General features: G+C 69.1%; 19 protein-coding genes, 2 tRNA genes and 1 pseudogene. 14 read left to right on the forward strand and 8 right to left on the reverse strand.

All coding sequences use genetic code 11. The features are described from left to right. Positions 1–22 precede the first annotated feature (22 nt). Together L0C25_RS11215 and L0C25_RS11220 are read right to left on the reverse strand one after the other, a co-directional pair. Complete coding sequence (locus L0C25_RS11215; protein WP_271636580.1) at positions 23–883, reverse strand: aldose 1-epimerase family protein; 861 nt, start codon at positions 881–883, stop codon at positions 23–25. Further along, positions 880–1,857, reverse strand: coding sequence for an NAD(P)H-quinone oxidoreductase (locus L0C25_RS11220; RefSeq protein ID WP_271636581.1), 978 nt, complete (start codon positions 1,855–1,857; stop codon positions 880–882). The genes L0C25_RS11215 and L0C25_RS11220 overlap by 4 nt, the downstream gene beginning before the upstream one ends. Before the next feature lie 56 nt (positions 1,858–1,913). On the opposite strand from L0C25_RS11220, the gene L0C25_RS11225 reads away from it, so the two are divergent. Then, positions 1,914–2,804, forward strand: a complete 891-nt coding sequence (locus L0C25_RS11225) for an alpha/beta hydrolase (RefSeq protein WP_271636582.1) — start codon at positions 1,914–1,916, stop codon at positions 2,802–2,804. A gap of 594 nt (positions 2,805–3,398) precedes the next feature. On the opposite strand, the gene L0C25_RS11230 is transcribed toward L0C25_RS11225, so the two are convergent. Continuing rightward, entirely contained in the window at positions 3,399–4,202 is an 804-nt protein-coding gene (locus L0C25_RS11230; protein ID WP_271636583.1) for a VOC family protein, read from the reverse strand. A gap of 345 nt (positions 4,203–4,547) precedes the next feature. On the opposite strand from L0C25_RS11230, the gene L0C25_RS11235 reads away from it, so the two are divergent. Further along, positions 4,548–5,990, forward strand: a complete 1,443-nt coding sequence (locus L0C25_RS11235) for an HNH endonuclease signature motif containing protein (RefSeq protein ID WP_271636584.1) — start codon at positions 4,548–4,550, stop codon at positions 5,988–5,990. Between the two features lie 687 nt (positions 5,991–6,677). Here L0C25_RS11235 and L0C25_RS11240 read toward each other — a convergent pair. The 3 genes from L0C25_RS11240 to mobA are packed head-to-tail and all read right to left on the reverse strand — an operon-like array spanning position 6,678 to position 8,220. After that, positions 6,678–7,427 (reverse strand): ABC transporter permease, encoded by a 750-nt coding sequence (locus tag L0C25_RS11240; RefSeq protein WP_271636585.1) that lies wholly within the window; start codon positions 7,425–7,427, stop codon positions 6,678–6,680. Continuing rightward, positions 7,424–7,669, reverse strand: a complete 246-nt coding sequence (locus tag L0C25_RS11245) for a DUF6457 domain-containing protein (RefSeq protein ID WP_271636586.1) — start codon at positions 7,667–7,669, stop codon at positions 7,424–7,426. Before L0C25_RS11245 ends, L0C25_RS11240 begins: the two co-directional genes overlap by 4 nt. After that, positions 7,666–8,220 carry a molybdenum cofactor guanylyltransferase gene (gene mobA, locus L0C25_RS11250; RefSeq protein WP_271636587.1) on the reverse strand — a complete coding sequence of 185 codons (555 nt, stop codon included), beginning with the start codon at positions 8,218–8,220 and terminating at the stop codon, positions 7,666–7,668. The genes L0C25_RS11245 and mobA overlap by 4 nt, the downstream gene beginning before the upstream one ends. A 34-nt stretch (positions 8,221–8,254) precedes the next feature. Here mobA and L0C25_RS11255 point away from each other — a divergent pair, with 34 nt between their 5' ends. The 12 genes from L0C25_RS11255 (at position 8,255) to L0C25_RS11310 (ending at position 16,893) form a co-directional block, all read left to right on the forward strand. Beyond that, positions 8,255–9,043, forward strand: coding sequence for a carbon-nitrogen hydrolase family protein (locus L0C25_RS11255; protein WP_271636588.1), 789 nt, complete (start codon positions 8,255–8,257; stop codon positions 9,041–9,043). Between the two features lie 47 nt (positions 9,044–9,090). Further along, positions 9,091–10,119 carry a hypothetical protein gene (locus L0C25_RS11260; protein WP_271636589.1) on the forward strand — a complete coding sequence of 343 codons (1,029 nt, stop codon included), beginning with the start codon at positions 9,091–9,093 and terminating at the stop codon, positions 10,117–10,119. 74 nt (positions 10,120–10,193) lie between these two features. After that, positions 10,194–10,285: transfer RNA gene (locus L0C25_RS11265), tRNA-Ser, on the forward strand. A gap of 27 nt (positions 10,286–10,312) precedes the next feature. Next, positions 10,313–11,290 carry a quinone oxidoreductase family protein gene (locus tag L0C25_RS11270; RefSeq protein ID WP_271636590.1) on the forward strand — a complete coding sequence of 326 codons (978 nt, stop codon included), beginning with the start codon at positions 10,313–10,315 and terminating at the stop codon, positions 11,288–11,290. Beyond that, a complete protein-coding gene (locus L0C25_RS11275) occupies positions 11,287–11,751 on the forward strand; it encodes a hypothetical protein (protein ID WP_271636591.1) in 465 nt (154 codons plus the stop codon). The genes L0C25_RS11270 and L0C25_RS11275 overlap by 4 nt, the downstream gene beginning before the upstream one ends. 68 nt (positions 11,752–11,819) lie before the next feature. Further along, positions 11,820–11,906: transfer RNA gene (locus L0C25_RS11280), tRNA-Ser, on the forward strand. Between the two features lie 78 nt (positions 11,907–11,984). Then, the gene (gene ppk2 / locus L0C25_RS11285; protein ID WP_271636592.1) at positions 11,985–12,800 is read left to right on the forward strand and encodes a polyphosphate kinase 2; all 816 of its coding nucleotides are present in this window, start codon (positions 11,985–11,987) and stop codon (positions 12,798–12,800) included. Between the two features lie 104 nt (positions 12,801–12,904). Continuing rightward, positions 12,905–13,156 carry a hypothetical protein gene (locus L0C25_RS11290; protein ID WP_271636593.1) on the forward strand — a complete coding sequence of 84 codons (252 nt, stop codon included), beginning with the start codon at positions 12,905–12,907 and terminating at the stop codon, positions 13,154–13,156. Positions 13,157–13,238: 82 nt separating this feature from the next. After that, positions 13,239–14,105 (forward strand): SDR family oxidoreductase, encoded by an 867-nt coding sequence (locus L0C25_RS11295; RefSeq protein WP_271636594.1) that lies wholly within the window; start codon positions 13,239–13,241, stop codon positions 14,103–14,105. 55 nt (positions 14,106–14,160) lie between these two features. Then, the gene (locus L0C25_RS11300; RefSeq protein ID WP_271636595.1) at positions 14,161–14,934 is read left to right on the forward strand and encodes an isocitrate lyase/PEP mutase family protein; all 774 of its coding nucleotides are present in this window, start codon (positions 14,161–14,163) and stop codon (positions 14,932–14,934) included. 91 nt (positions 14,935–15,025) lie between these two features. Then, positions 15,026–16,255: a sensor histidine kinase gene (locus L0C25_RS11305; protein ID WP_271636596.1), complete on the forward strand. Its 1,230-nt coding sequence runs from the start codon at positions 15,026–15,028 to the stop codon at positions 16,253–16,255. Continuing rightward, positions 16,252–16,893 carry a response regulator gene (locus tag L0C25_RS11310; RefSeq protein WP_271636597.1) on the forward strand — a complete coding sequence of 214 codons (642 nt, stop codon included), beginning with the start codon at positions 16,252–16,254 and terminating at the stop codon, positions 16,891–16,893. Before L0C25_RS11305 ends, L0C25_RS11310 begins: the two co-directional genes overlap by 4 nt. Before the next feature lie 120 nt (positions 16,894–17,013). On the opposite strand, the pseudogene L0C25_RS11315 reads toward L0C25_RS11310, so the two are convergent. After that, positions 17,014–17,559: pseudogene (locus tag L0C25_RS11315) on the reverse strand (response regulator); the annotation flags it as partial. Beyond that, the gene (locus L0C25_RS11320; protein WP_271636598.1) at positions 17,544–18,782 is read right to left on the reverse strand and encodes a sensor histidine kinase; all 1,239 of its coding nucleotides are present in this window, start codon (positions 18,780–18,782) and stop codon (positions 17,544–17,546) included. The gene L0C25_RS11320 and the pseudogene L0C25_RS11315, both read right to left, overlap by 16 nt. Between the last annotated feature and the right edge of the window lie 30 nt (positions 18,783–18,812).

Consider the following 18,812-nt stretch of genomic DNA (forward strand, 5'->3'; position numbering starts at 1 on the left):
GTACTGATTGCGGGCGCCGGTATCAGTCCACGGCCTGCAGGCCCCAGGTGACGCGGTGCGAAGACCCCGGCTCGACGACGACCAGATCGTCGCCGCTACGGAACGCATCGGGCGGGCTGGTGCACGGCTCGACCGCGATCGACGCGCGGTCGGGGGGTGTGAAGAGCTGCACCCAGGGCATTGCGGCGTCCCACCACACCGCGACGCGACCGACGTGGAGGTGATGGCGACCGTCCGTGTCGTGGCTCAACTGCGTGAACGCGTCGTCGAGTTCGCGCGTACCGATGGGCAGACCCGCCCCGAAGTCGTACGGCGTGCCTGGGGTCGGCTCGCGTCCGGTCGGCAGAAGGCGGACCGGGTCGGTGCGCAGGCGCTCGGCGGCTTCGAACCGCAGGGTGGCCGCGTCGACGGGATCGGTGCCCGGGCAGACGTACGGATGGAACCCGCATCCGTACGGGGCCGCGGAGTCACCGGCGTTGGAGGCGTCGAGGGTGACGGTGAGCCCGTCGTCCGCGAGCGCGTACGTCAGTGTGAGGTCGAGCAGGAACGGGTACCCCGTGACCGGCCCGACCCGCAGCCGAAGGGTGGCGGTCGAGTCCGATCGATCCGCGATGGTCCACGGCTCGTCGAGTACGAGCCCGTGCAGCGCGTTGTCGCGCTCCGGCTCGGTGATCGACAGCTGGTGGTCGGTGTTTGCGAACCGGTAGCGGCCGTCGCCGATGCGGTTAGACCACGGTGCGAGCACGGCGCCACGGAACCGCGGCGTACCGGACTCGCCGTGCTGCGGAACGATCAGGTCGCTCCCGTCGTACGTGAGGGTGGCGAGCCCGCCGCCGAGCGGGTTGACGGTGGCGGCGTACGGCCCGGAGGCGAGCCCGATCATGTGGTGAGCAGGACTTTGCCGATGTGGCTGCTGTCCTCGAGTGTCTGGTGTGCGTCGCGTACGCGGTCGAGCGGGAAGGTCGCGTGCACGATCGGCCGAACCGCGCCGTCGGCAACGAGCGGCCACACGTTCTCCCGGACGCTCTCGACGATCGCCGCCTTCTCGGCTACGGGTCGCGGACGCAGCATGGTGCCGATGATGGCGGCACGTTTACGAAGCAGCGTGCCGATGTTGAGCTCACCGTTGACGCCGCCCTGCATGCCGATGACAGCGAGCCGGCCCGAGGTGGCCAGGGTGTCGATGTTACGGGGCAGGTACTTCGCGCCCATGATGTCGAGGATCACGTCGGCGCCGTGGCCATCGGTCGCCTCGCGTACGACCTCGACGAAGTCCTGCTCGCGGTAGTTGACGGTGATGTCGGCGCCGAGGTCGCGGCATGCGGCGAGTTTCTCGGCGGACCCGGCGGTCACGGCGACGCGCGCACCGAGCGCACGCCCGAGCTGGATCGCCATCGTGCCGATGCCACTGCCGCCGCCGTGCACGAGGAGTACCTCGTCCGGGCGAAGGCCGGCGAGCATGAACACGTTCGACCACACCGTGCATGCGACCTCGACGAGCGATGCCGCTTCGACCGTCGAGACGCCGGCCGGCAGCGGCAGCACCTGACCGGCCGGTACCGCGACCTGCTCTGCGTACGCGCCGCCGGCGACCAGTGCACACACCGGGTCGCCGACCTGCCAATCCTCAACGCCACCGCCGACTGCGGAGATCGTGCCCGCGCACTCGAGGCCCAAGATGTCAGTCACTCCGGGTGGCGGGGAGTAGTTGCCCATCCGCTGCGCGAGGTCGGGACGGTTGACGCCGGCCGCCTCGACGTCGATGACGACCTCGCCGGAGTCGGGCGTCGGGGCGTCGCGGTCGACGAGCTCGAGGGCGTCGACGCCGCCCGGTTCAGACACGATCACTGCGCGCATGGCGCAACCGTACGCGGCGACGTTCGACCACCTGTGCAACGGGCTATGGTGCACCCATGAAGCGCTTCGACGTGACGTTCGCATCGGGGCCAAACGCCTGTGCCGGTTGGCTTTACGAGCCTGCCGGGCCGCCTCGCCGCACGCCGCTCGTGGTACTCGGGCATGGGCTCGGCGCGACCCGAGACATGGGCCTCGACGCGTACGCCGAGCGCTTCTGCGACGCCGGCTATCGGGCCCTCGCCTTCGACTACCGTCACTTCGGCGACAGCGAGGGTGAGCCACGGCAGCTCCTCGACCTCCGCCGCCAGATCGACGACTGGACCGCAGCCGTTCACTACGCACGCTCCCTGCCGCGAGCCGACCCAGATCGGATCGTGCTTTGGGGCACGAGTCTCGCGGGCGGTCTCGTGATCTCCGTTGCGGCCCGAGACGCGCGCGTCGCGGCGGTGATTTCCCAATGCCCATTGACGCATGGGACCGCATCGGCCCTGAGACTAGGCATGCTCAGCGCCACCAAGGTGCTCCTCGCAGGGCTGCGCGACGTGGGCGCACACCTTTCCACGCGAGCGCCCGCGACCGTACGCATCACTGGAGCCCGCGGCGATGCCGCGCTGATGGTCGCACCCGATGCCAAAGACGGATACGCGGCGCTCGTACCCGTAGGGCACACGCATCCCGACACCGTCTCCGCCCGTGCAGGACTCACGATCCCGCTGTACGCTCCCGGCCGAACCGTCAAGGACGTCGCATGTCCCATGCTGTTCTGTGTATGCGACAAAGACGCCGTCACACCCGCACGCGTCACCCGTTGGTACGCCCGCCGGGCCCGCGATGGCGAGCTCCGGCGGTACGACGTCGGTCACTTCGACATCTACCACGGTGAGCCCTTCGAGTCGGCCGTCGCGGACCAGTTGGACTTCCTCAGGCGCCGGGTTCCGCTCGGGTAGTCGTCGGCGCGGGTCCTGGGTGGTCGGTCTGATGCTTCGGTTGCCTGCCTTCACCTTTCCGTGCGTTGGGCTTCCGCCTTCACCGTTTCGCGTTTGCGGCGGTGCAGACCGATAGGCGGCGACGAGATCCGTCTCCGGTGGGCCCGGGTCGCCGGTCGGCTCTCCCCAGCTTTCTGCTTCCGCTTTCGTCGTTGCCGTGCGCTTCGGTGCCGGCCCGGCCCCGTTGCCGATGAAGGAATCTGCGTTTTTACCGGACCGAAACCTGTGTCCGCATAGCCCTCGCTACACCGGCGCCGTCATCAGCATCGATCCCATCGGGCATTACCTCGCCGCAACAAGACCCTCGCAAGGGACAGCAACATGAGACCCGTTGTGACGATGATCACAGGGCCGTGTCGGGTACGGCGACGATCCGGGACCACGGCGGTGATCGCCCGTGTGATTGAAGCAAGCGATGCCGATGGGCGGCGCAGGCACGTCCACCCTGACTATGGTGCCTGGCCGACCTCGGTCTCACCGTGTCGAGGAGGTCCACACCGACGACATCCACGCGCGTCTTGCCGAGCTCGACCACTCGGCCAGCTGACCGCCGGTTCAGCTCGTCATCGCCGCACCGACATCGAACTCCGTGCCGAACGGGTCCGTGATGTTCGCGACCCGCCCGTAGATCATGTCGTAGGGCTCGGCCGAGGTCCCACCCGCGTCGACCGCTCGCCGCGCCGCCGCATCGGCGTCGTCCACCTGGAACAAGGTCCCCCAACGGGACTTCGTGGCCTTTGGGTCACCGGCGATGCCGCCGATCTCGTGGCCATCCGGTCTGCGCAGGAACGTGAAGTCGAGCTCGGGCATGTCCGGGTTGGCATCCAACGTGTAGCCGAAGACCGCGACGTAGAAGTCGCGCGCGGGCCCGGATTCCGCGGTGACCAGGTCGTTGCGGAGCAGGGCGTTCGGCTCGTTGACGATCTCGCAGCCGATGTGGGCACCGGCCTGCCACAGTCCACACTGCGCACCGGTGGTGTCCTTGATGATCGCCGTCCGGCCCTGGTCCAGCACGTCCATCGGACCGGTGACGATCGAGCCGCCCGCGTCCCGCGCTCGGGCGGCCGCGGCGTCACAGTCATCCGTCGCGAAGTAGACGTTCCACCAGAAGTCCGTGGCGTCGGGATCGGGGTTCGGCCTGATGGCCGCGACGGGTCTGCCCCGTAGCAAGCACTGGGTGTAGTGGCCGAACTCCGCCGGTCCCACATCGAACTCCCAACCGAACAACGCGCCGTAGAAGGTCATCGCGCGGTCGAGATCCGGGATGCCCAGGTCGATCCAGGTCGGTGTGCCAGCCGGCTGCGTGGTAGTTAGCTCGCTCATCGTCTCTCCTTGTCGTGTCCCCATCTTGTCCAGCATGACCCCGGAACCTAAAGCACCGGTGTAAACCCGGCTCACACCGACGTGGGCTGCCCTCTCCGTCACTTACACTTTCGGGCCAGTTTCAGCGTCACCGTGCGTTCCCTTCCCAGTCCGTTTGCTGGCAACATCTACCGACCCGGGCTGGCTCCGATGCGTAAAGCACACGGCGTGTCGATCAGGAGTCCGGTCAACACGCTTGTGTCGCTATCCGCACCCAAAACGCAGATTCTCTTCGCACGGGGTACCCGGGCCTAGAATTTTCTCGACCTTTTCTCGTATTCCCTTGTGGATAAGGCCTCTGAGCATCCGGTTCTGTCGGTGGTGGGTGGCAGAATATGTTCTATGAGGGCGGCCACACTCACCGACGAAGCCGAGTCCAAGGACGGGCTCGACATCGCCCTGGATGCGCGGCGCCAACTGGCGCAGACCGAGGCCGCCCAGTACGACGCCCTCCTCGGCTACCTCGCCGACACCGCAGACACGCCCCTCGCACGGGCAGGCGGTGTCAACGAGTGGACCCGTTACGGCGGGTCGGGCACCCCATCGGTGTCGGAATACGCCGCATGTGAGGTCGGCCCCGCGCTCGGGCTGTCCGCGTCCGGCAGTCGGGACCTGATCGCCGACGCCCTCGACCTGACCTACCGCCTCCCGCGACTGTTCGCCTGCCTGCACGAAGGTTCGGTGGATGCGTGGCGGATCCGGAAGGTCGCCCGCAAGACCCGGAAGTTCACTTTGGCCCAGGCCGGCGACGCAGACCGACGGCTCGCCGCAGCGAATGTGGATGGGACGCCGTTGATCGCGCGGGTGAGCATGGGGCGGGTGAACCAGATCCTGGACCAGATCCGCATCACCGAAGACCCCGACGACCCCGAAAACCAGCGCAACGAAAACAGTGCTCGGCGGAGTGTGTCGATCTGGCCCGACGACGGTGTCGCCCGCATCTCCGGCACCCTGTCCCTCGACGACGGCAAGAGGCTCGACCAGCGTCTCGACCAGATCGTCGAATCGCTGCGGTTCCTCGGCGACAACCGACCTCACGGCATCCTCCGCTCCGTCGCGCTCGGGATGCTCGACGAACCCGACTCCCTCGACGACCTCTACCACCAGGTCCAGACGGCACGCGCCGGCGAGGACACCCAGACCGACAACCAGCCCGACCAGACCGACCAGACCGACCAGACCAGCCAGACCGGCGAGACCGAGCCGACACCGAACCCGGCCCCACCCGACGGAGCCGAGCGGCCCGACGCGTTCACCCGTCCCACCCGCACCCGCGGGTCGCGGGCAACGACGTTGTACCTGCACTTCGACCGCACCTGGGGCACCTGGTCACTCGAAGACGTCGGCGCCATCACCCGCTCCGAAGCCGCCGAGATCCTCGGCCACTCCCACGTCACGGTCAAACCCGTCATCGACCTCGAGACCACCATCTCCGCCACCGGGTACGTCGCACCGCCGCGGCTCAAGGAGCAGCTCGGCCTGATGAACGGCCTGACCTGCACCTTCCCGCACTGCACCCGCCCCGCCCGGGTCGGCGACTACGACCACATCATCAACCACCGAGACGGCGGCCCGACCAACTCGAGAAACGGCCACCGATTGTGCCGATACCACCATCGCGCGAAGACCTTCACGGCATGGACCGTGCAATCACCCGCGCCCGGCATCTGGCTCTGGCAATCACCCGCCGGACGGTCCTACCTCGTCACCGGCGGGACAACGACCAAACTCCCCGGCCGCACCACACCGACCATCCGCAACCGCCGAAAACGGGACGCCGCTTAGGATCCCCGTCGCGACAGCACCACCGCGGCGGGGCACCAGCACGCCCATGTGACCCACAAACGGCGGATCTCGCCGATGTCGTTCGTTTCCATGTCGGCCGAACCGTGCGAGGCTACAAGCGCGATGAACCCCTGCGCGGAGTGTGGCTTCGGCGGTGATCACGTCGGATTGGCGACGGTCGCGCGTCAGGTTGCCGAGTTTCCAGATCTGCTGGCAACGGCGACCGACGCCGTCGAGGTGGTCGAGGTCCGGCGACGCCCCGCGCCGAACGTGTGGTCACCGCTTGAGTACGCGGCGCACGCGGCCGCGGCGTTGGCGTGGTACGGCGCTCGGATCGAACGAGTACGTACCGAGGATCGGCCACACTTCTCCGCCTACGACTGGGACAAGGGCGTGCGAGGACGGCGGATACCGCGACCGAACTCCGTTGGGTGTCTTCGTCGACGTACGTCGAACCTGTGCCGAGCTGGCCGATGTGCTCATGTCGCTAGACAATGATGAATGCGACCGTTTCGGAATCGGTTCCGACGGGACGCCGCGTACTGTTGCGCAGCTCGCGCGTACGGCTGCACACGAGACCGTTCACCATCTCCGAGACATCAGACAAGGGATCGAGCGGGCCCAGCGTCACCGCAACTGATGTAACACCGCACTCAGCCGCGCGTCGGGATCGCAATGCATCGCCCGCTACGCCACCACCTGGCCACCCCTGGGGTGACTCCGGGCCAGCCACTCGATCACGACGACGATGGCGATGACCTGCGCCGCCAGGATGCCGACCAGCACCAGGATCTGGGCGGCCCCGGCCTCGGTCGGGGATCCGCCGCCGAGAAGGACGCCGATGAACGCGCCAGGCAGCGTGACGAGCCCGACGGTGCGGGTCTGGTCCATGGCCGGTATGAGCGCGGTCGTCGCGGCCGGGCGAAGGAGCATCAAGGCCGATTCGCGCCCGGAGAGGCCCAACGCGAGCGCGGCCTCGTACTCGCCATGCCGGTCGACGAGCTCCTTGAGCGCGAGCCGTCCCGCGACAGACGTGCCGGTCATGGAGTTCCCGATGATGATGCCGGCGATCGGGAGCACCGCCTCGGGTTCGGCCGGCACCACTCCGCTGAGGAGCACAGTCGCGAGTACGGGGGTCACGCCGACCGCCATGGGCACGATCGGCCACAGGGGCGGGCCGCTGTCGGTGCCGATTCGGCGCCACGACGTCCACGCTCCGACGAGCAGCATCAGCCCGATGAAGGCCGCGGTCCACAGGCCGGACCGAAGGACCCAGACGAGGATCAGCGACACGGCGGCGAGCTGGATCACGGCGCGCACGACCGCGTACGCGAGGCGACGCGAGACGTCGAGCCTGCTGAGTGCGGCGACGACGACGGCGAGCAGGGTCAGGCCGGCGAGTACCGGCCCCAAGACCCAGCTCGCCGCGTCGATCACGCGTCGTCGGCTGGGGGTGTCGGTACGAGATTGCGTACTGCCGCGTCGACGTCCTCGATGTCGCGGACAGATCCACCGCGTACGCCGGCCGCGTAGCCGATCAGAAAGGCGGTAACCGGTGCCGCGGGGCGCTCGACCCCGTGCGCGACGTCACGGGCGGTGTCCAGGATGGCCCGCAGATCGGGCTCGACCTCGATGTCGAGTGCGGCACGTACCTCGTCGGTCCACTGCTGCAGATTCATGGCTCCGACGGTATGTCGTCGGGAGTGTCGATGTCGTGCGACTCGGCGCCAACCGACACGACGTTCGCCAGGTCGAGCGGGTCGAGCAGCTCGCGCATCGCGGCGCCCGCCCAGTCGTCGCGCGACGCCACCTGCCGCCGGAGGGCGGTCGTACGGACGACGGCGCACAGCCATTGGGGTCGTGCGTCGGCATCATGCAGCACCGCGCCGTCGCCGTCACCCGTCGCCTCGACCAGGCGCGAGACGGTCGCCGGCTCGACGTACGGGAGGTCGCCGGCGAGCACGGCAACGAGCTCGGAGGCGACGTACGGGACGGCACACGCCACCCCGCTCGCCGGGCCGGAACCCGGCGGGTCCTCGCGCAACCAGCGCACGCGGGAGGCGTCCGCCAACGGACGCGACGGGCCGACCACGAGCCGGCTCCGGGCGTCGGCGACGGCGGCGAGCACCCGGTCGAGCACCGGGGTGCCGCCGACGGCGACGCGGGTCTTGTCGGTACCGAGCCGCACCGAGCGCCCGCCCGCCAGGACGATCGCGTCATAGGGCGTCACCCACCGATTGTGGCAGTCCTGCCAAGATGGATGGATGCGCATCGCCCTGCACCAGATGAGTGCGACGACCGACTCGGCCGAGAACCGCCAGGCCGTCGAGAAGGCTCTCGACGCCGTACGCGGCCCGGTCGACCTCGTCGTCCTTCCCGAGGCGGTGATGCACGACTTCGGTGCGCCCGACCACGACCTGGCCGCGATCGCCGAGACCCGTGACGGACCCTTCTGCGAGTTGCTGTCCCGCCATGCCGCACGCCTCGAGACGACGGTCGTCGCGGGAATGTTCGAGGTCGGCGACACCCCGAGCGGGCTCCCGTACAACACGCTGGTCGCGTTCGGCCCCGACGGCTCGCTGCGCGCCGCGTACCGCAAGGTGCACCTGTACGACTCGTTCGGCTACCTCGAGTCCGACCGGCTCGCCGCCGGAGACGTCACGACCGTCACGCTGCCCGTCGCAGGGCGCACGATCGGCCTGATGACCTGCTACGACCTGCGCTTCCCCGAGTACGCCCGGATGCTCGTCGATGCGGGCGCCGATGTGCTCGTCGTACCCGCCGCCTGGGTGGCCGGGCCGCTCAAGGAAGACCACTGGATCACCCTGCTGCGTGCCCGTGCGATCGAGAACACCGTCGACGTCGTCGCCGTCGGCCAATGCGGACGTCGCTACGCCGCCGGTACGTCGGCCGTCGACCCGCTCGGCGTCGTGGCCGTCTCCGCCGGTGAGCGCACGACGACCGTGTACGCCGAGCTGGACGCCGATCGGCTCGCCGAGGCGCGCGCGACGAACCCGTCGCTCGCCAACCGCCGGATAGGGCGGCCCGGATGAGTCATCGCAGTCCGATCGAGCCGGCCCCGGACAGTAACGGGACCGGAATGACCGGCCTCTACAACCTGCCGACCGTGGGCAAGCAGCGCCCGGCCGTGGGAAGGGCCAAGGCGTTCCTCTGGTTCGTGCTCTGGGTCGCGGGCACCGCGGCGGCCCTGACCGGCCTGATCGACGTCGATGCCGGCGTCGACGTTCCCGATCGCGTCGCCCCGGCCGGCTCGGCCCTCCTGACCGTGCTCTTCATGGTCGCGCTCGCGCACCGCTGCGGGGGTCGGGTGCTGCTCTGGGGCGGCCTGGCCTTCGTCGCCGCAGCGACCTGGCTGGTCTGGGACCCCTCCTGGCTCACCGCAGGGATGGCCGTCGTCGGCGCGGTGTCGTCCGGCGTGCTCGCAGTGATGCTCACCCGGCCTGCCCGTACCTGGTGGAGTGCGACGTTCGAGGCACTCGTCGCCGCCGTCATCGCCGGCACCGGCGCGATCGCCGTCGCCGGCTTCGAGGCCGACGTACTGACGCAGCGTTACAACATCACGGTGCACATCCTGGCCCTGATCCTGACCATCAGCGTCGTCTGGGGACTCGGCGCCGGCCTGCACGGGCTCGGCCGCCGCGGATTCGCGACGATCCTGGGCGGAGCCGTGCTTGTCCTCGTCGTCCTCATGTATGGCGCCGTGCTGCGGTCGTACGGCTCGTCGGCCGTGACCGAGGCGGTCGATGACACGGTCGGCTGGATGCGCGACACGTTCGGTGGCGTGCCAAGACCCAGCGAGGTACTGGTCGGGTTCCCCGCGCTCGTCTGGGGTGTCAGCACCCGCTCCAGTCGCCGGCAAGGCTGGTGGATGTGCGCGTTCGGCGTCATCGGCACCGGCACGATCGCGACGTCCCTCGTCTCGCCGGACGCCGTCGTCGACTACGTCGCACTCTCCTCGGTCTACTCGGTGATCCTCGGCATCCTGCTCGGACTGGTCGTACGCCGGATCGACCAGATGTTGACGGGTGGGTCGGGCCGCCGGGCGCGCCGCAGCGAGGCCGTTGCCCAGATCCGGCCCGAGCCGCCGCGCACCGCGGCACTTCGCTGAGTACTCGCCGCGGTTCGATGATGCGGGGATGCGACAATCGGTCCCGGCGTTTGCTCGTCAGGGCACGACGCCGAGGAGGGGTGCCGGAGCGGCCGAACGGAACCGCCTTGAAAGCGGTCACTGGTAGAGATACCAGTCGCGGGTTCGAATCCCGCCCCCTCTGCCACCGCCACGCGACCGGGAGAGGTTCAACATGCGCGCCGTCACCGTCCCTCGCTTCGGCGACGCCGATGTGCTCGTCGTAGGGGAGGTCTCGACCCCTGAACCGGCCTCGGGACAGGTCGCCATCGAAGTGACGCACGCCGCCGTCGGCCTGGCCGACGTGCTGATGCGGCGCGGCGAGTTCGGCGGTACGACCCCGCTGATCCCCGGCCTCGAGGTCGCCGGCACCGTACGCTCGGTCGGTGCGGGCGTCTCCGGCCTCGAGCCTGGTCGGCCGGTGGTGACCCTGTCTCGTCCGACCGCCGGGGGGTACGCCGAAGTCAGCATCGCGGACGCCGCGATCACGTTCCCGATCGACGATCCGGGGGCCACTCTCGACCCCGCCCTCGCGGTCGCCGGCGTACCGAACACCACGACCGCGCTCATCGTCCTGGAGCGGGTTGCCCACCTGCGACAAGGTGAGCGCGTACTGGTCCACGGTGCTGCCGGCGGTCTCGCGGCCATGGTCGGCCAGGTCGCCAAGGCACTCGGCGCGGGTCAGGTCATCGGGAGCGTACGCAGCGACGAGGCCGCGGCGGCCGCGCGTCGGCACGGGTTCGACACGATCGTCGACGGCCGCCGCCTGATCGCATCGCTCAAGGAGCACGACGTCGATCCGGTCGATGTCGTCGTCGACCCTGTCGGCGGTGAGCTCCGTGCCCAGAGCATGGGCCTACTCGCCCCGCTCGGTCGGCTGATCGCCGTCGGCAACGCCAGCGGCGCGGGCGACGTCATGATCGGCGCGAACGATGCCTGGCTGACGAATCGTGCGGTCCTCGGCCTCAACATCGGTGGGTTGCTGATGGCACATCCCACCTTCGCGGACGAGGCGGCACGGCGTGCGATCCAGCTCCTCAGCGCGGGCGACGTGACCATCGACCACGTCACGATGCCGCTCGACCAGGCGGCGGAGGCGCATCGCAGGCTCGAAGCGGGCGGACTCACGAGCCGGATCCTGCTGGCGCCATGAAATCCGACGAGACCGTCTACCGGCTCGACCCGCGGCCGGGCATGCGCCTGTTCGGGCTGCGGTTCGTGCTCGCGGCCGTGCTGGTCGTGGTCGCCTGGCTGCTCGCCGGGGTGTTCGACGACGGCGCGGGGCTCGCCGCCGCCTGGGTGGTCGGTGCGCTGGCCGCCCTGCTCGTCGTGGTGAGCGTGCTGCTGCTCGTACGTCCACCCGCCGTCGTTCGCCTCGACGACGAGGGCTATCGGCTCGGGCGGGTGCCTCAGGGCGGCGTACGAAAGGCGCGCTGGCGCGACGTCTCGCGCGCAACGGCGCGCGACTCCCTGCACGGGTACGCCTTGGTCATCGAGGTCGGCGACGGCACGTCGACTGTCCCGCTGCTGCTCGTCGCGGCCCGGGCGAACGAGCTACAGCACGAGGTCAACGAGCGCCTCAACCGCGCGCACGGGTACCGCCGATTGGAGTAGCCGGTGTGCCGCCTAGTAGTCTGTGGCGACGCCACCTCTCGTACGCAGGTCGTACGCGGCGGTGTCATGGAGGTGTCGCATAGTGGCCTAGTGCGCCCGCCTGCTAAGCGGGTTGAGGATGAAACCTCTCGCGGGTTCAAATCCCGCCACCTCCGCAGACGCGACCAGTACTTCTCGAAGTGCTGGTCGTTCGTCATGTTGCCGCTTCTCGACGCGGTGCGATGATACGAGGCGTGAACCACGCCGATCAGCCGCCGAGCTCGGGTGACCTCGTACATCCGCCGAAGCTCAAGGGCTCCACGTACCGCCGCGAGCTCCATGACCTCCAGGTGGAGCTGGTCAAGCTGCAGTCGTCGCTGTCCGAACGCGGCGAACGCGTGCTGGTGATCTTCGAGGGCCGTGACACGGCCGGAAAGGGCGGCACCATCCGGCGCTTCCGCCGGCACACCAACCCGCGGAACGTAAGCCACGTCGCCCTCGCGAAGCCGAACGACACCGAACGAAGCGAGTGGTACTTCCAGCGGTACATCGCGCATCTTCCGGCTGCCGGTGAGCTCGTGTTGTACGACCGCTCCTGGTACAACCGGGCCGGCGTCGAGCACGTGATGGGCTTCTGCACGCCGGAGGAGTACTCGCTGTTCCTGCGCCAGGCGCCCGAGCTCGAGCGATCGCTGATCGAGTCCGGCATCCACCTGTTCAAGCTGTGGCTCGCGGTCAACCACGACGAGCAGGCGCGGCGGCTGGAGTCCCGGCACACCGACCCGCTGAAGAAGTGGAAGTTGAGCTCCCTCGACCGCTACGCACAAGACCGCTGGGACGACTACACCGAGGCGATGGAGGCGATGTTCCGCTTCACCGACACGCCCGAGGCGCCGTGGTGGGTGGTGAACACCAACGACAAGCGGACCGGCCGCGTCAACGCCATGCGCCTCGTACTCAGCGGGCTCGAGTACGCCGACAAGGATCCCGACGTGGCGCGGCCGCCGGATCCCGCGCTGGTGTCCCGGCCGGCCGACGCGTTCCCGGCCGACGGAGGCCCGACCGCCTAGACCTAGGCCCACCCCCGGTCTAGGCGTACGACCATCGTCGCCCGCGCGGCGCCCTGCGAGACTCGAGGAGTACGCATCGCACCGCAGTCCGAGGAGATCGACCCATGACGCAGCCAACCACAGACGAATGGCTCATCCCTTCGGTCGTGCTCAAGGTCGTGACCGTTGTCGCGGTCCTCATCTCCGCCATCCAGGCCGCGGTTTGGGGCACCATCTGCCTGATGACCTGGGACCTGAAGTACCCGTGGTGGCTCTGGTCGACGCTGATCGCGGCCGCCGTCGTCGGCTCGTTCTGGGCGTACAACGCGATCCTGAGACGAATAGTCGACGAGCCCGAGCCGAACGAGGAGCTGTGACGGTATGTCACATTCCGCCGCCGCAGACACGTGTCGGTCGCAACTACCCGGTATCCCTTCCGTGGTCGCCTAGCCTTGAGACATGTTCGCGATCACCGGTGCGACGGGCGCCGTCGGCAAAAGGGTCGCCGCGCGCCTCGCGGCGGCCGGTGCCGACCAGCGCCTCGTCGTGCGCGACCCCGGTCGGGCGCCGACCCTTTCGGGTGTCGAGATCAGCGCGCCGGCCGAGTACGCCGACCGCGAGGCGATCATCCGGGCATTCGACGGCGTCGACACGGTGTTCCTGGTGTCGGCGAGCGAGTCGGAGAACCGGGTCGAGGAGCATCGCAGCGTCGTCGACGCCGCTGTGCAGGCGGGAGTCGCCCGGATCGTGTACCTGTCGTTCCAGGGCGCCGCGGAGTTCTGCACGTTCACGTTCGGACGCGACCACTGGCACACCGAGCAGTACATCCGCGACTCGGGGCTCGAGTTCACCTTCTTGCGTGACTCCCTGTACCTCGCGGGCATCGTCTCCTTCGTCGGCGACGACGGCGTGATTCGCGGCCCGGCCGGCACGGGTCGGGTTGCCGCGGTCGCACACGACGACGTCGCCGACGTCGCCGCGTCGATCCTCGTCGACGGCGACGCGTCCGGGCGTACGTACGACGTCACGGGTCCCGAGGCGATCGGTCTCGCCGACGCCGCACGGATCATCGGCAATGCGTGCGGCCGCGAGATCACGTACTACGACGAGACGATCGAGGAGGCGTACGCGTCGCGCGCGTCGTACAGCGCAGCGGAGTTCGAGGTCACCGGTTGGGTCTCGTCGTACCAAGCCATCGCCGCGGGAGAGCTGTCCAAGGTCAGCGACACCGTCGACCGCATCACCGGGCACGCCCCGATGGGCCTTCCCGAGTACCTCACCCGCCATCCGGCGAGCATCGCGCGGCTCATGCCGCGCGAGGTCTGAGCTTCCCGGCCTCGAAGGATCGGGCCGCACCGCGCGAGGGCCGTACGATCGGGATATGTCCACTCACGACCAGGCCGTGCGCCTCCTCGCACTCCACACCGAGCCCGCGCTGCTGAAACTAGTCAACGTATGGGACGTCGTCAGCACGCAGGTGATCGCCGATACCGCCGGCGTCGACGCGATCGCCACTGCAAGTCACTCCATCGCGGCGTCCTACGGGTATCCCGACGGCGAGCACATTCCGGTCGACCTGATGATCGAGGCCGTCGGTCGGATCGCCGACGCGACGGAGCTGCCCGTGTCGGCCGACCTCGAGGCCGGGTACGGCGAGCCGGGCGAGACCGTACGCAAGGCGATCGCGGTCGGCATCGTCGGCGCGAACATCGAGGACCAGATGCGGCCGCTACGGGAGGCCGTCGCCGCCGTGGAGGCGGTTGTCGCTGCAGGCGAGAGCGAGGGGATCCCGTTCGTGCTGAACGCGCGCACCGACGCGTACCTGCGGGCGGGAGATCGTCCCAGCGACGAGGTGCTGGCCGATGCGGTCGAACGCGGCCGAGCGTTCCTCGACGCGGGCGCCGCCTGCGTGTTCGTGCCCGGACTCCTCGACGAGCCGACGATAACCGCGCTGGTCGAGGCGTACGGTGAGCGACGGCTCAGCGTGATCGGCGTACCGGGCACCCTCCCGCTCGAGCGACTCGAACAGCTCGGCGTTGCGCGGATCTCGTACGGCCCGTTCAGCCAGCAGGTCGCGTTGACGGCGCTCCAGGACTTCGCGGTCGACATCGTCGCCGGCGGTGCGCTGCCCGAGGGCACCCGCCGGCTGAACTGATCGAGCGGCACCACCACTGGCCCCATCGGGCGATCGGCGTCCCCCGCGCGGGTGACGTACGCACGGTCGCGTCATGCCAGACTCATGGATCGTGAAGACGACTAGGCTCCGAGCGATCCTGCTCGCGCCCACGCGACCGGTGACCTGGCGGCACTGGGTTTACCTCGTGCTGGGCGGCGCAGTCATGCTGCCGTACGTCTTCCTCGCGATGACGCCGGTGGGGTTCACCACCGACCTGCAGGGTGCGGTCGTCGTGGCCGTCGTCGCCATCGTCTTCCTCGCGACGATCGCGGCCGTCGCCGCGACGGGCACGCTCAGCGCCGTACGCAAGGTCGAGATGTTCACCGCTCGCGAGCTCCTGGGCGGCGGTATTCGCGAGATCGCTGTGCCCGACAGTCCGCCGCGTGAGGACCGTTGGCGCGCAGGCACGTACTTCACGATGCATCTGCTGGCGGGTGGCGTCGTCGGGACGCTGACGATCACGATGATCCCGCTCGCGATCGCGTGGGTGCTCTACCCACTGACCAGCTGGGACGGTCAGATGGGCACTGTCGACCCGACGTACGCGATGCCGATCTACGGCATCGGGCTGATCGTCGGGTTCGGCTACCTCTGCGCTGCCCTCGGCGCCCTGCTGGCCCGCCTCGCGCCACGGCTCCTCGGGCCGTCGCAGGCGGCCAGGATCGCCCAGATGGAGCGCGTCGCCGACGACCTGGCCGAACGCAACCGGCTCGCGCGCGATCTGCACGACTCCGTCGGCCACTCCCTGAGCGTCGTCACCTTGCAGGCCGCCGCGGCGCGCCGGATGTGGAGCAAGAACCCCGACTTCGCGTACGAAGCGCTCGGCGCCGTCGAGCAGTCGGCCCGCACCGCGCTCGCGGATCTCGACCACGTGCTCGGGCTGCTGCGCGAGGAGACGACCGAAGAGGCGTCCGCAACGCTGCTGCAGCTCGACACCCTCGTGCGGCGCAACCGCGCTGCCGGCGCGACGATCGAGGTCGATGTCGCGGGTGCTCTCGACGCTCTGCCCATCGGCATCTCGCGCGAGGCGTACCTGATGGTTCAGGAGGCATTGACCAACGCGATGCGCCACGCGAACGGGAGGCCCGTTGGTCTCCGCGTCTCCGTGGGTCCACATACGCTGCGACTGCAGGCCCGCAATCCATTACCCGAGGGCGAGGCGCAGTCACGGCCGAGCGGTGGTCGCGGCGTGCGCGGAATGCGCGAGCGGGTCGCGTCGCTCGGCGGCACGATCGACGTCGGAGCGGACGGCGACGAATGGTGCGTAGACATCCATATCGACTGGGAGGCAGCGAAATGACCATCCGAGTGTTGCTCGTCGACGACGAGTACCTCATCCGAAGCGGGCTCCGCGCGATCGTCGACTCCGAGGACGATCTCGAGGTGGTCGCCGAGGCCTCTGACGGCACGGAGGTGCTGCCGCTCGTGCGCTCGCTTCGCCCCGACGTCGTGATGATGGACGTACGCATGCCGACCATGAACGGCATCGACACGACCCGGATGCTCATCGACAAGCTCGACGATCCACCGGCGATCCTGGTTGTCACGACGTACGAGAACGACGAGTACGTGTACGACGCGCTGCGGGTCGGCGCCCGTGGCTTCGTGCTCAAGCGCATCACGCCGGAGGGGCTGATCGAGGCGATCCGGGTGGTGGCGAAGGGCGAGTCGTTGCTGTTCCCGGCGGCCGTACGCCAGCTCGTCGCCGCGCAGGCCGATAAGCGCAAGAAGCGTGAGCTACCGGCACTGACCGACCGAGAGGGTGAGATCCTGCGGCTGATGGCGACCGGCGCATCCAACGCCGAGATCGCCAAGGAGCTCTACATCACTGTCGAAACGGTCAAGACCCATGTCGGCAACGTGCTCGCCAAGCTCGGCGCCCGCGACCGTACGCAGGCCGTGATCGCGGCGTACGAGTCGGGCTTCGTGGAGGCCTGACTCCGCGTCGCGCCGCGGGTCAGGTGCGCAGGTACGCGAGCACGGCGAGTACGCGGCGGTGGCCCGACGCCTCCGGGGGAGGTCGAGCTTGGTCATGATGCTGCCGATGTGCTTGGCGACGGCAGCGTCGCTCACCACGAGGCTCGCGGCGATCTCGACGTTGGAGCGGCCCTCGGCCATCAGCGCGAGTACCTCGCGTTCGCGAGGGCTCAACCGGGACAGGGGATCTCGCTTGCTGGACACCATCAGGCGTACGACGTCGGGGTCGAGCACCATGCCTCCGGCGGCGACTGTCGTGACCGCCGACGCGAACTCCGACACGTCGCCGATGCGCTCCTTGAGCAGGTAGCCGACACCTGCGTCCGACGGTACGTCGAGCAACTCGGTCGCGTACGTCGGCTGCACGTACTGGCTGAGCACCATGACCCCGAGCCGCGGCCACCGTCGCCGCAGAGCGATGGCGGCGACCAGCCCTTCGTCGGAGAACGTCGGCGGCATACGTACGTCGGTGATGACGAGGTCGGGTGCATGCTCGGTGACGGCATCCTCGAGCGCCGACGCGTCACCGAGGTCGGCGACCACGGAGTGTCCGAACCGGTCGAGCACGCCGACCACCCCTTCGCGCAGCAGCAGCGAGTCCTCACAGAGCACTACTCGAAGGCCCACGGCACCTCCACGTGAACCGAGGTCGGACCACCGGTCGGGCTCGACACCGAGAGCGTGCCACCGACCACCGCGAGCCGCGCGTGCAGTCCCGCCAGCCCGGACTGCGGCCTCGGCACGGCACCGCCACGCCCGTCATCGGCTATCTCGAGGGTCAGTACGCCGGCCCGTACCCGACCCGTCACCGACGCCCGGCTCGCGTCGGCGTGGCGATCGATGTTCGTCAACGCCTCCGCGACGCAGAAGTACGCCGCCGACTCGACGTCCGCGGCGGCCCTTCCGGACAGGTCGATGTCGACCGTCACCGGGGCAGCCGTACGACCGGCGACATCACGTACGGCTTCGCGCAACCCCCGCTCCGTCAGCACCTGCGGGTGGATGCCGCGGATCAGGTTGCGTACGTCCTCGAGCGCGAGGCGGGTCTGCTGCTGTGCCTGCTCGAGCTGCTCGGCCGTGCGTGACCCCTCGGGTACGTCGAGGCGTGCCATGCCGAGGGCCACGTTGAGCGCTACGAGTCGCTGTTGCGCACCGTCGTGCAGATCGCTTTCGATGCGGCGCCGTTCCACGTCGAACGCGTCGGAGAGCGCCGCTCGCGAGGCCGTCACCTCGGAGAGCCGCCGACCGAGCGCGAGGTCGTCGGGGCTCACGACCGCGCGGGTGATCTCGGCTCGCGCCGTCGCCCAGCCGGTGATGACGTACAGCGCGAGCGGAATCAGCACGACGCCGACACCGCAGGAGAAGAGGTACCAGTACCAGGTCACGTAGTAGATGGTGCTTTGCACGAAGACACTGCCGACGAGCCCTACGGTGATCGCGAGAACGCCGAGGTCGATCCAGCACAGTGCCGCAGCACTGACCACGGCGTACCCGAGCTCACGCCACGTCGATCGTTCCCGCAGCCGGGTGAGCAGCCATGCACGCAGGCCGGGTTGGTCGGGATCTGCGTGCGGGTCGAAGGTCGGCCGCTCGTCGACCAGGCGCAGGCGTACGCGCTCCCACCGGGCGACCACAATGCCGCTCAGCAGGCACGCGGCGAAGAAGGCGAACCCGATCAGCGCGATCGCGAGCACCGCGCCCGCAACCACCATCGCGATGATCGCGGCGGCCGTGAGCGCGCCGAGGATGGCGCCGCTGAGCAGGTACGCCAAGCAGCGCCACGGCCAAGCCGAGAGCAGAAATCTCCACGGCGACAACAGCATCGCCTGGCGCGCGGTCGTGACGGTCACGCACTGACGGTACCGAGCGCCTTGCTCGTC

Origin of the sequence: Solicola gregarius, assembly GCF_025790165.1 — a bacterium.
GTDB lineage: Bacteria > Actinomycetota > Actinomycetes > Propionibacteriales > Nocardioidaceae > Solicola > Solicola gregarius.

What these genes read in the sequence shown, in the direction of transcription:
- L0C25_RS11215 (WP_271636580.1), bottom strand. Translation starts at nt 883, where the DNA reads ATGATCGGGCTCGCCTCCGGGCCGTACGCCGCCACCGTCAACCCGCTC.
- L0C25_RS11230 (WP_271636583.1), bottom strand. Translation starts at nt 4,202, where the DNA reads ATGCTGGACAAGATGGGGACACGACAAGGAGAGACGATGAGCGAGCTA.
- L0C25_RS11225 (WP_271636582.1), top strand. Translation starts at nt 1,914, where the DNA reads ATGAAGCGCTTCGACGTGACGTTCGCATCGGGGCCAAACGCCTGTGCC.
- L0C25_RS11260 (WP_271636589.1), top strand. Translation starts at nt 9,091, where the DNA reads ATGACCGGCCTCTACAACCTGCCGACCGTGGGCAAGCAGCGCCCGGCC.
- L0C25_RS11300 (WP_271636595.1), top strand. Translation starts at nt 14,161, where the DNA reads ATGTCCACTCACGACCAGGCCGTGCGCCTCCTCGCACTCCACACCGAG.
- L0C25_RS11245 (WP_271636586.1), bottom strand. Translation starts at nt 7,669, where the DNA reads ATGAATCTGCAGCAGTGGACCGACGAGGTACGTGCCGCACTCGACATC.
- L0C25_RS11235 (WP_271636584.1), top strand. Translation starts at nt 4,548, where the DNA reads ATGAGGGCGGCCACACTCACCGACGAAGCCGAGTCCAAGGACGGGCTC.
- L0C25_RS11220 (WP_271636581.1), bottom strand. Translation starts at nt 1,857, where the DNA reads ATGCGCGCAGTGATCGTGTCTGAACCGGGCGGCGTCGACGCCCTCGAG.
- L0C25_RS11270 (WP_271636590.1), top strand. Translation starts at nt 10,313, where the DNA reads ATGCGCGCCGTCACCGTCCCTCGCTTCGGCGACGCCGATGTGCTCGTC.
- L0C25_RS11275 (WP_271636591.1), top strand. Translation starts at nt 11,287, where the DNA reads ATGAAATCCGACGAGACCGTCTACCGGCTCGACCCGCGGCCGGGCATG.
- L0C25_RS11255 (WP_271636588.1), top strand. Translation starts at nt 8,255, where the DNA reads ATGCGCATCGCCCTGCACCAGATGAGTGCGACGACCGACTCGGCCGAG.
- L0C25_RS11310 (WP_271636597.1), top strand. Translation starts at nt 16,252, where the DNA reads ATGACCATCCGAGTGTTGCTCGTCGACGACGAGTACCTCATCCGAAGC.
- L0C25_RS11290 (WP_271636593.1), top strand. Translation starts at nt 12,905, where the DNA reads ATGACGCAGCCAACCACAGACGAATGGCTCATCCCTTCGGTCGTGCTC.
- L0C25_RS11295 (WP_271636594.1), top strand. Translation starts at nt 13,239, where the DNA reads ATGTTCGCGATCACCGGTGCGACGGGCGCCGTCGGCAAAAGGGTCGCC.